Source organism: Pseudomonas sp. NFXW11, from assembly GCF_049887815.1.
GTDB lineage: Bacteria > Pseudomonadota > Gammaproteobacteria > Pseudomonadales > Pseudomonadaceae > Aquipseudomonas.
Window position 1 is genome coordinate 1 of record NZ_JAGEKI010000035.1, and the last position, 13,012, is coordinate 13,012.

At 62.5% G+C, this 13,012-nt stretch carries 14 protein-coding genes; 5 read left to right on the forward strand and 9 right to left on the reverse strand.

The annotated features are described in order from the left end of the window. Positions 1-120 (forward strand): transposase (locus tag J4P02_RS30165; RefSeq protein ID WP_141228961.1); only part of this gene is annotated, 120 nt, incomplete at its 5' end. 53 nt (positions 121-173) lie between these two features. Here the strand turns inward: J4P02_RS30165 and zapE are convergent. The 3 genes from zapE to J4P02_RS30180 all read right to left on the reverse strand — a co-directional run bounded on the left by zapE (position 174) and on the right by J4P02_RS30180 (position 3,366). Next, complete coding sequence (zapE, locus tag J4P02_RS30170) at positions 174-1,268, reverse strand: cell division protein ZapE (RefSeq protein WP_426197339.1); 1,095 nt, start codon at positions 1,266-1,268, stop codon at positions 174-176. Between the two features lie 88 nt (positions 1,269-1,356). Beyond that, complete coding sequence (locus J4P02_RS30175; protein ID WP_426197341.1) at positions 1,357-2,712, reverse strand: tryptophan--tRNA ligase; 1,356 nt, start codon at positions 2,710-2,712, stop codon at positions 1,357-1,359. A gap of 24 nt (positions 2,713-2,736) precedes the next feature. Then, positions 2,737-3,366, reverse strand: a complete 630-nt coding sequence (locus tag J4P02_RS30180; protein WP_426197361.1) for an alpha/beta hydrolase — start codon at positions 3,364-3,366, stop codon at positions 2,737-2,739. Positions 3,367-3,510: 144 nt separating this feature from the next. Here J4P02_RS30180 and J4P02_RS30185 point away from each other — a divergent pair, with 144 nt between their 5' ends. Then, positions 3,511-3,945, forward strand: a complete 435-nt coding sequence (locus tag J4P02_RS30185; RefSeq protein ID WP_426197343.1) for a YhcB family protein — start codon at positions 3,511-3,513, stop codon at positions 3,943-3,945. Between the two features lie 76 nt (positions 3,946-4,021). Here J4P02_RS30185 and J4P02_RS30190 read toward each other — a convergent pair whose 3' ends face one another. The 4 genes from J4P02_RS30190 to J4P02_RS30205 form a co-directional block, all read right to left on the reverse strand. After that, the gene (locus tag J4P02_RS30190) at positions 4,022-4,768 is read right to left on the reverse strand and encodes an OmpA family protein (RefSeq protein WP_426197345.1); all 747 of its coding nucleotides are present in this window, start codon (positions 4,766-4,768) and stop codon (positions 4,022-4,024) included. A 112-nt stretch (positions 4,769-4,880) separates the two neighbouring features. Continuing rightward, a complete protein-coding gene (locus tag J4P02_RS30195; RefSeq protein ID WP_426197347.1) occupies positions 4,881-5,525 on the reverse strand; it encodes an MBL fold metallo-hydrolase in 645 nt (214 codons plus the stop codon). A 57-nt stretch (positions 5,526-5,582) separates the two neighbouring features. After that, positions 5,583-6,083 carry a methylated-DNA--[protein]-cysteine S-methyltransferase gene (locus tag J4P02_RS30200; protein ID WP_426197349.1) on the reverse strand — a complete coding sequence of 167 codons (501 nt, stop codon included), beginning with the start codon at positions 6,081-6,083 and terminating at the stop codon, positions 5,583-5,585. Between the two features lie 141 nt (positions 6,084-6,224). Continuing rightward, positions 6,225-6,479 carry a hypothetical protein gene (locus tag J4P02_RS30205; protein WP_426197351.1) on the reverse strand — a complete coding sequence of 85 codons (255 nt, stop codon included), beginning with the start codon at positions 6,477-6,479 and terminating at the stop codon, positions 6,225-6,227. Positions 6,480-6,772: 293 nt separating this feature from the next. Here J4P02_RS30205 and J4P02_RS30210 point away from each other — a divergent pair, with 293 nt between their 5' ends. The 3 genes from J4P02_RS30210 (at position 6,773) to J4P02_RS30220 (ending at position 9,912) form a co-directional block, all read left to right on the forward strand. Further along, complete coding sequence (locus J4P02_RS30210) at positions 6,773-7,447, forward strand: response regulator transcription factor (RefSeq protein ID WP_426197353.1); 675 nt, start codon at positions 6,773-6,775, stop codon at positions 7,445-7,447. Further along, complete coding sequence (locus tag J4P02_RS30215) at positions 7,440-8,777, forward strand: sensor histidine kinase (protein ID WP_426197355.1); 1,338 nt, start codon at positions 7,440-7,442, stop codon at positions 8,775-8,777. Before J4P02_RS30210 ends, J4P02_RS30215 begins: the two co-directional genes overlap by 8 nt. A gap of 232 nt (positions 8,778-9,009) precedes the next feature. Further along, entirely contained in the window at positions 9,010-9,912 is a 903-nt protein-coding gene (locus J4P02_RS30220; protein WP_426197357.1) for a LysR family transcriptional regulator, read from the forward strand. Here J4P02_RS30220 and J4P02_RS30225 read toward each other — a convergent pair. Both J4P02_RS30225 and J4P02_RS30230 read right to left on the reverse strand, forming a co-directional pair. After that, positions 9,909-12,644 carry a LuxR C-terminal-related transcriptional regulator gene (locus J4P02_RS30225; protein WP_426197359.1) on the reverse strand — a complete coding sequence of 912 codons (2,736 nt, stop codon included), beginning with the start codon at positions 12,642-12,644 and terminating at the stop codon, positions 9,909-9,911. The two genes, J4P02_RS30220 and J4P02_RS30225, sit on opposite strands and share 4 nt — an antisense overlap. Before the next feature lie 253 nt (positions 12,645-12,897). Beyond that, on the reverse strand, positions 12,898-13,012 hold a 115-nt coding region (locus J4P02_RS30230), incomplete at its 5' end, for a transposase (RefSeq protein ID WP_143497295.1).

Below are 13,012 nucleotides of genomic sequence, written 5' to 3' on the forward strand. Positions count from 1 at the left end.
ACGGGGCAACTGGAAGGGATAAACAATCGAATAAAGGTCATCAAACGGATGGCGTACGGTTACCGGGATAGCGAATTCTTTTTTATGAAGATCAAGAGCGTCTTTCCCGGTAATCCGTGAAGAACCTAAAAAAAGGGCCTGCATTGCAGGCCCTTTTTTTCATCACGTCGCGCTTATGGCTTGTGCGCCCGCGCCAGGAACTCGTGGGACTGCATTTCCAGCAGACGGCTGAGGGTGCGCTGGAATTCGAAGGTCAAACGACCACCGGTGTAGAGATCCTTGAGTTCGACCTCGGCGGAAATGATCAGCTTGACGTTACGGTCATAGAACTCGTCGACCATGTTGATAAAGCGTCGGGCGATGTCGTCGGTGGCGACGCTCATCTGCTCCACGCCACTGAGCAGCACGGCATGGAAGATCTTGCCCAGTTCGATGTAGTCGTTCTGGCTGCGTGGGCCGTCGCACAGGTCGCGGAATTCGAACCAGGCCACGTCGTCGCAGGTACGCAGGGCGCGGATCTCGCGGTTCTCGATCATCAGCAGATCGTTTTCCACCGCCTGGGTGCACTCCGGCGTCAGCGCGCGGAAGCTCTTGCGCAGGCTTTCGTGGGAGGCTTCGTTCAGCGGGAAGTGGAACAGCTCGGCCTGCTCCAGGTGCCGCAGGCGATAGTCGACACCGCTGTCGACATTGACGATCTCGGTGTTCTGCTTGATCAGGGCGATCGCCGGCAGGAAGCGCGCACGCTGCAGGCCGTCCTTGTACAGGCCGTCTGGAACGATGTTGGAAGTGGCCACCAGGGTCACGCCGTTCTTGAACAGCTCTTCCATCAGGGTGCCGAGGATCATCGCGTCGGTAATGTCAGACACAAAGAACTCGTCGAAGCAGATCACCCGCGCCTCTTGTGCGAAACGTTTGGCGATAATCGTCAGCGGATTCTTTTCACCACCCAGGGTTTTCATTTCCTCGTGTACGCGCTTCATGAAACGGTGAAAGTGCGTACGAACCTTTTCCTTGAACGGCAAGGCTTCGAAGAAGGTGTCCACCAGGTAGGTCTTGCCGCGCCCCACTCCGCCCCAGAAATACAAACCCTTGACCGGTGCCTGGTCCTTTTTGCCGAACAGCTTGCCGAGCAGGCCCGGCTTGTTTTGCTCGGCCGCAATCAGATCTTCATACAGGCGCTGCAGATGACGCACAGCGGTTTCCTGTGCCGCATCATGAAAGAAGTCCGGGCGTTTCAGATCTGCTTGATATCGTTCTAGGGGCGTCATAATTCGTTAGCAAGGCAACAAAAACGGGCCGTCACTTTAGCGACGGCCCTGAGGAATGGCAATCAGCCCTTGGTCGGGAAGATTCCGCTTAGTCCTGCGCCGGGGTCAACGCGACCCACAGAGCCTCGATGGCCGCATCACGTTCGGCGTTGTCGGCAAACTCTGGGCTGTCCGCCACGCAGGCGTCATCCAGCCAGATGCTGAACCCATTGCCCTCGATGCGCAGGTCCAGCTCCTGCCCCGACTGCAATTGCTTGCTCACCGCCCCGGCGGTCTTGCCGTCGGCAAAGTTGCGCGACAGCAGCAACTGCTCGCCATCAGCAGACAGCAGGCGGAAGCGGAAGCTGCCATCGTCTTCGCGGAAGCTGATGAAACGTGCCGCCTTGGCCGCTTTCTTCTTGCTGCCGGCAGCCACTTGCACCTGGGCGGCAAAGGAACGCAGGCCCACCGCTTCGCGCAGCTCGGCAAGGAACGGGGTCGCCACTGCACGGGCCTTGGCGGCGCCGGCACGCAGGATGTCTTCCAGATCCGCCGGACGAGCAATCAACTGTTGGTAATGCTCACGGGACTCGCTCAGCTCGCCGTCCAGCAGCTGGAACAGGCGATTCTTGGCTTCGCCCCAACCCAGGCCCTGCAGCAGTTCGCTGCGGAATTCGGCGGCCTGCGCCGGGGTGGAGAAGGCTTGGAACAAGGTGAACAGATGGGAGTTGTCCGGGTCCTTGGCCTCGCCTGGCGCCTTGGAGTCGGTGACGATCCGCGAAATTGCGTCCTTCATTTCCTTTGCGCTGCTGAACAACGGAATGGTGTTGTCGTAGCTCTTGGACATCTTGCGGCCATCGAGGCCCGGCAAGGTGGCGACGCTTTCCTCGATCAGCGCCTCGGGCATGGCGAAGAAATCCTTGCCCTGGCCGAACAGGTGGTTGAAACGCTGGCCGATATCCCGGGCCATCTCCACGTGCTGGATCTGGTCACGACCCACCGGCACCTTGTGCGCGTTGAACATCAGGATGTCCGCGGCCATCAGCACCGGGTAGCTGAACAGGCCCATGCTGATGCCGGCATCCGGGTCTTCACCGGCTTCGACATTCTTGTCCACCGAAGCCTTGTAGGCGTGAGCCCGGTTGAGCAGGCCCTTGGCCGCCACGCAGGTCAGCAGCCAGGTCAGCTCGGGGATTTCCGGGATGTCCGACTGGCGATAGAAGGTCACCCGCTCCACGTCCAGGCCGCCGGCCAGCCAGGTGGCGGCGATCTCCTGGCGCGAACGCTGGATGCGTGCCGGGTCGTCGCACTTGATCAGCGCGTGGTAGTCGGCCAGGAAGTAGAAGGAATCGGCATTGCTGTCGCGGCTGGCGAGAATCGCCGGGCGGATCGCACCGGCATAGTTGCCCAGGTGCGGGGTGCCGGTGGTGGTGATGCCGGTGAGGATACGGGTACGAGTCGTCATGGGTAATCGCTTATCAGACTGCTATCAATTCGAGAGTCGCGGCAGCACCAGATCCTTGAGATCGGTGAGCTTGCCATGAAAAAAGTGCCCGCATTCTGCCACTTTCAGCAGCTCATGGGGACGCTCAAGCGCGGCAGACCAGTCAAACACCCGCTGCGGCTCGATGACCTCATCGGTTTCCGGCTGGATCAGGGTCAACGGACAGTTCAGCGGCAGCAGGTCGCTGTCACGCAGGCGAGTGACCGCGGGCGCCACCATGAACAGGTGCTTGAGCTGCACGCCCGCCGCCTCCAGGCGACCACCGAGGCTGGCGGCGACAAAGCCGCCGAACGAGAAACCCAGCAGGGTCAGTGGCAGTTGCGGATGCTTGGCCAAAAGCCACTGGGCGGCGGCCTGGGCGTCGTCCACCTCGCCAGTGCCCATATCGTGGCTGCCTTCGCTGGCGCCCACTCCACGGTAGTTGAAACGCAAGGTGATCAGGCCGGCATCCCGCGCCGTGCGCTGCAAGGTGGAGACCACCTTGTTGAGCATGGTGCCGCCCTGTACCGGATTGGGGTGGCAGATCAGGGCCACGCCGCGAGCGTCGGGCACCTCCAGATACAAGGCTTCCAGTTGGCCCACGGGGCCGGCAATCACTACAGGGGTTTCACGCATCAGCAAGGAAGGAACTCCGTGACCTCGAAGGGGGTCGACTCGTCTAGCAAATGGTCTGTGCCAATCTATTGCGATTCAATCGCGGTATACAGCGCAGGTTCGAGCCGTTAACGTAAAGCAAAGCCGTTTATAGAGGAAGGACTCGTGGAACACTCGCTCTTAGTTTGGTTGTTGCCGACTCTTGCCCTGGTCGCGGGTGTCGCCATTGGATTCCTGGTCGCTCGCCTGCTGCCCAATGCCGCGCCTAACCGCACGCAGCGCCAGTTGGACGATATTCAGGAACGTTTCGATAATTATCAGAACGAAGTGGTCACCCACTTCAACAGCACCGCCACCCTGGTGAAGAAGCTCACCCAGAGCTACCAGGAAGTGCAGGATCATCTCGCCGAGGGCGCCAACCGTCTGGCCCTGGACGAACTGACTCGCCAGCGTCTGCTGGCGGCCCTGCACTCGGATTCGGTACAGGCACCACGGGAACGCCTGACCCCGCCACGGGACCAGGAACCACCACGGGACTACGCGCCAAAGACGCCGAATGCCCCTGGCATGCTCGATGAGCAATACGGTCTGAAAAAGTAATACGCCGGCGCCATGAAAAAGCCCGCCCGATGCAAATCGGGCGGGCTTTTTCTTGCCCCGGTGTCAGCCGGGTCGATCAGTACTGCTGACCTTGCTGCTGGTAGGGCTGCTGATACTGCTGGCCGGGTTGTTGATACTGCTGACCCGGAATCGCCTTGAGGTTGACCTCCACCCGACGGTTCTGCGCGCGACCATTGACGTCAGCGTTGCTGGCAATCGGGTTGTCCGGACCGGCACCGCGGGAGGACAGGTTGGCACTGCTCACGCCTTGCGAAGTGAGGTAGGTGGCCACGCTCTGGGCGCGACGCTGGGACAGGTCCATGTTGTGCTGGCGGCTGCCGGTGCTGTCGGTGTAGCCGACGATCTCGATCTGGTTCTGGTTGAACTCACGCAGCGAGTTGGCCAGGTTGTTCAGCGGCTGGTAGAAGCTCGGGGCGATATTCGCCGAGTCGGTGGCGAAGGTGATATTGCCCGGCATGATCAGCTTGATCTGGTCACCCTGGCGCTGCACTTCAACCCCGGTGTTGGCCATGCTGGCCCGCAGTTTCTTTTCCTGCTGGTCGGCGTAGTAGCCGTAGCCGGCGGCGGAAGCACCCACCACCGCAGCACCGATCAGCGCACCCTTGCCACGGTTGTTATGGTCGATGGCGGCACCGGCCAAGGCACCGGCCAGGGCACCCAGGCCGCCGTACTTGGCCGTTTTGCTCATGCCCGACGAGCCGCCGTCGGCCTGCCCCTGATTGTCATAGGGGTTAGGCGAAGCGCAGCCGGACAACAAGGCCACAGCAGTAGCGACAACAATCAAACGACGCGAGGTGAACATGGAGAAACTCCTACATTTTGCATTCTGTGGTGCAGCGGACGTTGGCAACAGACCTGTGCTGGCTTTGGAACGCGCAGAACGGCAAAAATTCCGTGAACGGCGGAGCAAATGATCAGGCTCGCACGAACGGATTCTGGCGCATTTCATCACCCAGCCGGGTGTCTGGACCATGCCCGGCAATCACTGTGGCGTCTTCGTCGAGGCTATACAGACGCTGCTTGATCGAACGCACCAGGGTAGCCTGGTCGCCACCCCACAAATCGGTGCGCCCGACCCCGCGCTTGAACAGCGTGTCGCCGGCAATCAGAAGCTTAGCCTCGGAAAACCAAAAGCTCATGGATCCTGGGGTATGTCCCGGAGTATGCAGGGCCACGCCGCATCCGCAGGCCAGTTCCTCGTCATCCTCCAGCCAGCGGTCCGGGGACGGCACCGGGGTATAGGGCACGCCGAACATGCTGCACTGCATCTCCAGGTTGTCCCAGAGGAACTGGTCGTCCTTGTGCAGGTGCAAGGTGGCGCCGGTCTTCTCCTTCATCTGCCCCGAGGCCAGGAAATGATCCAGGTGAGCGTGGGTGTGGATGATGCTCACCACCTTAAGCCCGAGGGCATCCAGGCGCGCTATGATCAGCTCGGGGTTGCCTCCCGGGTCGACCACGATGGCCTTCTTGGTCAGCGGGTCGCCGATGATGGTGCAATTGCACTGCAGCGGGCCGACGGGAAAGGTTTGGCGAATCAGGGCGGGTTTGGCGGCGTCCATGGGCAGGCTCCAGAAAAACAATGGCGCATTCTGGCACAGCTCGCCGCCGGCTCTCACTCAGAACGCCAACTGCAGCGTCTGCTCGCCCTCCAACGCCAGCAGGAACTGCTTGGCCTCGAGCCCTCCGGCAAATCCGGTCAGGCTGCCGGAGGCACCGATCACTCGATGACAGGGCGCGACGATCGAAATCGGGTTACGGCCATTGGCCGCGCCCACCGCCCGCACCGCACTGGGCTGGCCGATCTGCCGGGCGATCTGGCTGTAGCTGCGGGTTTCACCAAAGGGAATGGTCAGCAGCGCCTGCCAGACCCGGCACTGGAATTCGGTGCCGGCAAAGTCCAGTTCAAGCTCGAAACACTCGCGAGTACCGGCGAAATATTCGCCCAGCTGACGCTCCACCTCCAGCAGCAGCGGGTGCTCCGGGGCTTCCCGCAGCGGACCGAGACGTACCCGGTTCTGCCGCTCGTGCTCCCAGAGAATCGCCGCCAGTTTCTCCCCCCTCGCCACCAGGGTCAGCTGGCCCACGGGGGATGCCATCCATTTGAATTCGCAAGACATCTCAGGTCTCCTTCAATCCGCCAACGACCCGGGCAAGCCCCCGGTACGCCTGCACTCTAAGGCGAAATTCCAGCGCAAGAACCACGTTTCTTGCGCTGGAAACCCGCAGCGCAACATTCTGCGCGCAGACCCGTATCCGAACTAGTCGTCCTCCAGCACCAGGTAGCAGTTGTCACTGCTGCTGCGCTGCCCGGAGGGGTCGACGATAAAGGCCCCACGCCCCTGGCCGCACTCGAGCAGGCGCACCGGTGACAGCTCGCGCTGGCGGTCGATCTGCGCATTGAAGCGCACGATATAGACCCCCAGGGCAATCGACACACCGAGAATCAGCACCAGGCACAACACCAGTTGATCGGTGTAGCTGGCGCCCGGCTCGTCAGCATGCAGCGACGACATGATCCGCCCCTGCCCCTTCGCTGCTGTACCCGATCAGAAACCAGCTCAGCGGCCCGCCCTCCCCCAGTCGCACCAAGGGTGTCCGGGAAGGCAGGATACTGGCCATCAAGCCGAAGAAGACCAGGGCCAGGAGAATTCCTTTGACCATCGAAAACGGGTTCATGGCAATGCCACGCTGCGCAATTGAGAAGGGTTCCAGCTTAGTAAGCTGCGGGTTAAGAGCGGGTAAACATCGACAGAAGCGCAGTTGACTCCGCTATCCTTCGGCCCATCAGCGCCAAGGGGACAGTTCCGTGCATATTCACCTGCTGCTGGTCGAGGACAACCTTGATCTGGCCAACACCGTCATCGAATACCTGGAAATCAGCGGCATCGTCTGCGACCACGCCAGCAACGGCCAGACCGGCCTTAACCTGGCCCTCGCCCAGCACTACGACGTGATCCTGCTGGACATCATGCTGCCGCGCCTGGACGGCCAGCAGCTGTGCCAGCAATTGCGCGAGCACGGCAGCCAGACCCCGATCCTCATGCTCACCTCCCTGGACGCCCTGGCGGACAAGCTCGCCAGCTTCGCCGCCGGCGCCGACGACTACCTGGTCAAGCCCTTCGAACTGGCGGAACTGGTGGCGCGGATCCGCGCCCTGAGCCTGCGCCGCAGCGGCCAGGCCAGCCGCCTGCAAGTGGCCGACCTGGTGATGGAGCTGTCGACCCGCCAGGTCAGCCGCGCCGGCCAGGAACTGCACCTGTCGCCCATCTGCTGGACCCTGCTGGAATGCCTGATGCGCGCCAGCCCCGAACCCGTGACCCGAGAACGCCTGGAAGCCACCATCTGGGGCGACGAGCCGCCGGACAGCAACACCCTCAAGGTGCATATGCACCGTCTGCGCAAGACCGTGGACAAAGCCTTCGGCCAGCCGCTGATCCACACCCTGCCCGGCATCGGCATACAGTTGAAGTCACATGCGTAACGGTCTGGGTCTGAAATGGGTGATCAGTGGCAGCTTCCTGCTGCTGATTGCCGTGGTGTTGCTGATCTACAGCCTGTTGTTGCCGGAATACAGCCTGCGCGGCCTGCTCTATACCGCCAGCGCAATGATGGAGGAAGAAGCCCAGTACTTCGCCCGGCATTACAAGAAAGACCCCAACACCCCGCCACCACACAACTACTTCTACACCAGCGTGATCGGCAAGGAGGCGCTGCCGGAAAAGATCCGCCAGATGCTCGACACCCCACCAAGCCTGTCGTTCGGCGCGGTCCAGGTGTTCGGCGACCTGGATTCCGATGACGATGATGAGAACCGCGCGGTCCTGGCCCAGCCCCTGGGCGACGGCAAGACGCTATACATGTACGACGTTGACCATGATCAGGAAGAAGGAGGCGAGGTCGAGACGCCGCTGTCCGATGCCTACCTGGATCGAGAACTGCGCGGGGTCAACTTCATCAGCGTGGCGGTGTTCGTCCCGGCCCTGATCATCATCGCCCTGCTGGTCTGGTGGCTGGTACGGCCCCTGGGCCGGCTGGCGCAATGGTCCGCGACCTTGAAGGATGCCGATGCGGTGTCCGGCGAGCGCCCCAATTTCGGATTCAAGGAGTTCAACATGCTGGCCGACGCCCTGGCCCAAAGCGTGCAGCAGGTACAGGCCGCCAGCCTGCGCGAAGGTCGCCTGCTGCGCTACACCAGCCATGAACTGCGCACCCCGCTGGCGGTGCTCAAGGCCAATATCGAACTGCTGGCCCTGCAATCCGGAGGCGTGCTGCCGCCGCCCCTGCAACGCATCCAGCGCTCGGTGCTGAACATGCAGCGGATTGCCGAAACCCTGTTGTGGATGAGTCGCGAACTGCCCGAGGCCTTGCCCGAGGAGGCCATCGACATGAGCAGCCTGGTGGGCGAGTTGATCGAGGAGCAGCGCTACCTGATCGGCACTCGGGATATCGAACTGCTGCTCACCATCAGCAACGAGCCTTGCCGCCTGCCCGTCACCGCCTGCCGCATCGTGGTCGGCAACTTCCTGCGCAATGCCCTGCAATACGCCGACGACGGCAGTGTCGAGATCCACTTCGAGCACCCGCACCTGCGCATCGTCAACCGCATCCGCGAAGCCACCAAGGTCGAGCCGTCCAGCGACTTCGGCTATGGCCTGGGCCTGGAACTGATGCGCCAGCTGTGCGCCCGCCTGGGCTGGCGTATCGAGGTGCTGGCGCAGGAGCAACTGTTCACTGTGACCCTGAACTTCGAGGCCGCTCCGGTCGAAGAGGAACCTGCCGCTGCCAACAGCCCAGCCCCCGCAGCCAGTTGAGCGACGCCAGCCGGGCCGGCCTTGGTTGACGAGGAAATAGATGCTCGCAAGCGATGAAAAAACTGCCTAGCCACCGCCCTCCCCGGCCGTGCTTGTGAGTATTGTTGCAGAACAAGAAAACTCGCCGGGGCCTTGCCGGTGCAGAACTTGCTTGCAGCAAGCTTCTATCGGGTCGCCCTGAATCGGGTCGCCCAGGCCCGCCCCCGCGCCCTGGCAAACAACGAGGTTCGCTGTGGCCACCTACAATCTGCGTCAGCTCAAGTACTTCATCACCACCGTGGAATGCGGCAGCGTCGCCGAAGCCTCGCGCAAGCTGTATATCGCTCAGCCGTCGATTTCCACCGCCATCAAGGGCCTGGAGGACAGCTTCGGCGTGCAGTTGCTGATCCGCCATCACGCCCTCGGCGTATCCCTGACCCCCAGTGGTGCACGCTTCTATCGCAAGGCCCAGGAACTGCTGCGCATGGCCAAGGAGTTCGAGCAGAACGCCCTGGCGGACAATGACGTGGTGGCCGGGCAGATCGATATCGGCTGCTTCGAAACCGTGGCGCCCTTGTACCTGCCGCAACTGATCGCCGGCTTCAGCGCGCTGTATCCCGGGGTCGAGATCCGTATCCGCGACGGTGAACAACAAGAGCTGGTTCAGGGCCTGACCGGTGGCGCCTTCGACCTGGTGATCCTCTACGAACACGAACTGGACGGCACCATCGAGACCGAACCGCTGATGCCGCCACAACGGCCCTACGCGCTGCTGCCCGCCGATCATCGCTACGCCCAGCAGGCCCAGGTGTCGCTGCGTGACCTGTGCCTGGAGCCGATGATCCTGCTGGATGTGCAACCCAGCCGAACCTACTTCGTCAGCCTGTTCGAGGAATTGGGGCTGACGCCGCAGATCGCCTTCAGCTCACCGTCCATCGAGATGGTGCGCGGCATGGTCGGCCAGGGCTTCGGCTTTTCCATCCTGGTCACCCGGCCCCACTCGCAATGCTCCTACGATGGCAAGCCAGTGGTGTGCGTGGACATAGTCGAGGATGTCACCGGCTCCGGCCTGGTGGCGGCCTGGCTCAAGCGTGGCCAGTTGACCAAGCCGGCGCGGCTGTTCGCCGACTACTGCAAGCAGCACCTGGCCCGCTAGCCGAGCAGCCCCAGTTCCTGGGCCCGGGCCACTGCCTGGGTCCGCCGCTCCACCCCCAGCTTGCTGTTGATATGGCTGGCGTGGGTCTTGACCGTATGCAGGGAAATGAACAGGCGCTCGCTGATTTCCTGGTTGGAGCACCCCTGGGCAATCAACTGCAGCACCGACAACTCCCTGGAACTCAGCGACTCGCTATGCCCCCCCCCCTCGGCCAACTCACGGCTGCCTGCCGGCAGACGCTCCAGCAAGGCCTGGGTCAAGGCGCTCGGAGCGCTGCCCTGCAACTGCTCGCGCACCCAGCCGGGATGCTCGCGGAGCAAGGCTTCGAAGGGCTGCAAGGCGCCTCCCACCGCTGCCCCAAGGGCCTGGACAAAGTCCTGACGGGCCTCGGCGCCTCGGCCGGCGGCCAGTAACAGCGGGATCTTCTGGGTCAGGGCCAGCACGCTCAACAGCTGGCGCCCGCTCTGCTGCCCATGGGCGATCAGACGACACAGACGCTGCTCGGCACGGGCCGGGTCGCCCTTGATGCTGTCCAACTGCGCCTGCTGCAACTCGATATGCAAAGGCAACTGCGGATGGAATTCCGGCGGCGCCGCCCCCTGTTCGCCGGTATAGGTCAGCCCCAGGCGGGCCAGCCAGGCTTCGGCCAGATCGGTACGGCCCTGGGCCAGCCACAGCTCGCATTTGACCAGGGTGATCATCGCCAAGTAGTAGATCGGCGGTACATCCCAGATATGCATCAGGCGCTCGGCCTCGGCCAGCTCGGCGAAAGCCCGGGCGAACTCGCCCTGCACACCGCCCTGCCTGGCAATCACGCAGTGCCCGATCAGCACGCTGATGTCGCGACAGGCCCGGGCCTCCACCAGGCCGGCCTGCAGGCGCGCCAGCCCGGCCTCGGGCTGGGCCCGCAGGATCAGCAGATAGCCATCGTACAAAGTCAGCCGGGCCCGTACCGCATACAGCCGCTGGGGTGACAGGCCATGCAGCCGGCGCAGCCCCTGGTGCACTTCGTCCTGGGCCCGCAATATCTCGCCTCGCGCCTGCAGCACCCGCGCCCGATCGTAGTGCGCCAGGGCCTCGAACAGCGGATTGCCAACCCGCTGCGCCAGCTCCAGGGACTCGCGGTTGAGATTGCGCGCGCGCCACAGGTCGGCATCGGCAATGGCCAGGTTGGACAGGGTTGAAAGGCACATCAGGCGCTGCCCGTAACGCTTGATCGGCAGGCTTTCCAGGGCCTCGCTGCAATAGGCCTGGGTCTTCTCCCGCTGGCCACGACCGCGGGCAATGATCCCGCTCAGGGCCAGCCATTGCGCCAGCATCGATTTCTGCGCCGTGGCCGACGGCGCCGGCAGGAAACGGCTCAAGTGCGCCGCCAGTTCCTGGGCCGCATCCAGCTGGCAGGCCAGGCCCAGGGCCCAGCTGTAGAGCACGATCAACCGTGGCGTGCTGATCAGCAGGCTGTCGGGCAGGTCCATCTTCCAGCGCAGCAGCATGCCGACATTCTGCTCCGCCAGCAGCTGCTCTTCCGACAGGTTCTGCACCAGGTTGGCCGCCACATCCAGATGCCCGGCACGCAAGGCCTGCTCCACCGCCTCGTCGAGCAAGCCCTGGGTACTGAACCAGCGACAGGCCCGCAAGTGCAGGCTGGCGGCCGGCAGCAGGGCATTGGCCGCGGGCCGGGTGCGCAGCAAGTCGGAAAACAGATGGTGATATCGGTACCAGTGCCCATGCTCGTCCAGCGGCACCAGGAACACCTGGTGCGCCTGGAGAAAACCGAGGATCTCGGCACTGTCATGGGTCTCGCGCAGGGCATCACAGAGTTCGGCGCAGAAACGCTCCTGGGGCGCAGTGTCATAGAGGAAGGCCTGGACCTCGGCGGGCAGGCGGTCGATGACTTCTTCCAGCAGGTAGTCGCGAATCATCCCTTCGCCACCGTGCAGCCCCTGGTGCAAGGCCCCCACCGCTCCCGCCTCGGACTCGGCCAGCAACCAGAATCGCAACCCCGCCACCCAACCTTCGCTACGCTGGATCAGGCTTTCCAGTGCCTCGCCGCGCAATGAACTGCTGTGCCGATCCAGCAAGCGCAAGGATTCGTCATGGGTCAGGCGCAGGTCCTGCTCGTTCAACTCGAGCAACTGCCGCGACAGGCGCAAGCGCGCCAAGTGCCAATCCGGACGCTGGCGACTGGTCACCAGCAGCACCAGGCCATCGGGCAAGTGATTGAGGAAAAATTGCAAGCAACGATCGAGCACCGGGCCCTGGGCCAGGTGGTAATCGTCCAGCACCAGCAGCAATGGCGTGGCGCCGGACAGTTGCACCGCCAGCTCATCCAGCAGGCCGTCCAGCCACTCCTCGAAAGCAAAGGGCTGATGGCGCTGGCGCATTTTCAACAGCCCCAGGGACTGACGGCCCAATCGCGGGAAGTATTGCTGCAAGCCTGCCAGGAGACGTTCGAGAAAACGCCCGGGATCGCTGTCGCGCCGACTCAACCCCAACCACAGGCTCTGCCAGTTCTGCGGCAGGCCTTGGCAGAACTCCACCGCCAGCGAGCTCTTGCCGAACCCGGCCGGTGCGCTGACCAGTAACAAACGGCCCTGCAACCCTGCACTCAAACGCTCACAAAGACGCGGCCGCGGCACATAGCCATCGGGCAGCGGAGGTCGATAGAAACGCCCTTCCAACGCGGGAATCGCCGCACTGGCAGACCTTTGCGGGGAAAACAGGTCAGTCATGGCCAACTCTTGTTGATGTAGGGTTGTCGGCGTAGCAGATGTCGGCAGACTAACGGTAAAAAGCCACCTGATGAAGAATTTTGCGACCCATCAGGCAAAAAAGACTATGACCAAATAGGTCAGATACTCCTTATTTATAAACGAATATTTCTCTTAATTATTTGTCGCGCAGCAAGTTCCCATCAGGAAAGTGCCCCAGGCACCAGGGGTTTGTTCAACCTCGATCGGCTGGCGCAGGCAAAAAAAAGGTTCTTCACGGATTACCGGGAAAGACGCTCTTGATCTTCATAAAAAAGAATTCGCTATCCCGGTAACCGTACGCCATCCGTTTGATGACCTTTATTCGATTGTTTATCCCTTCCAGTTGC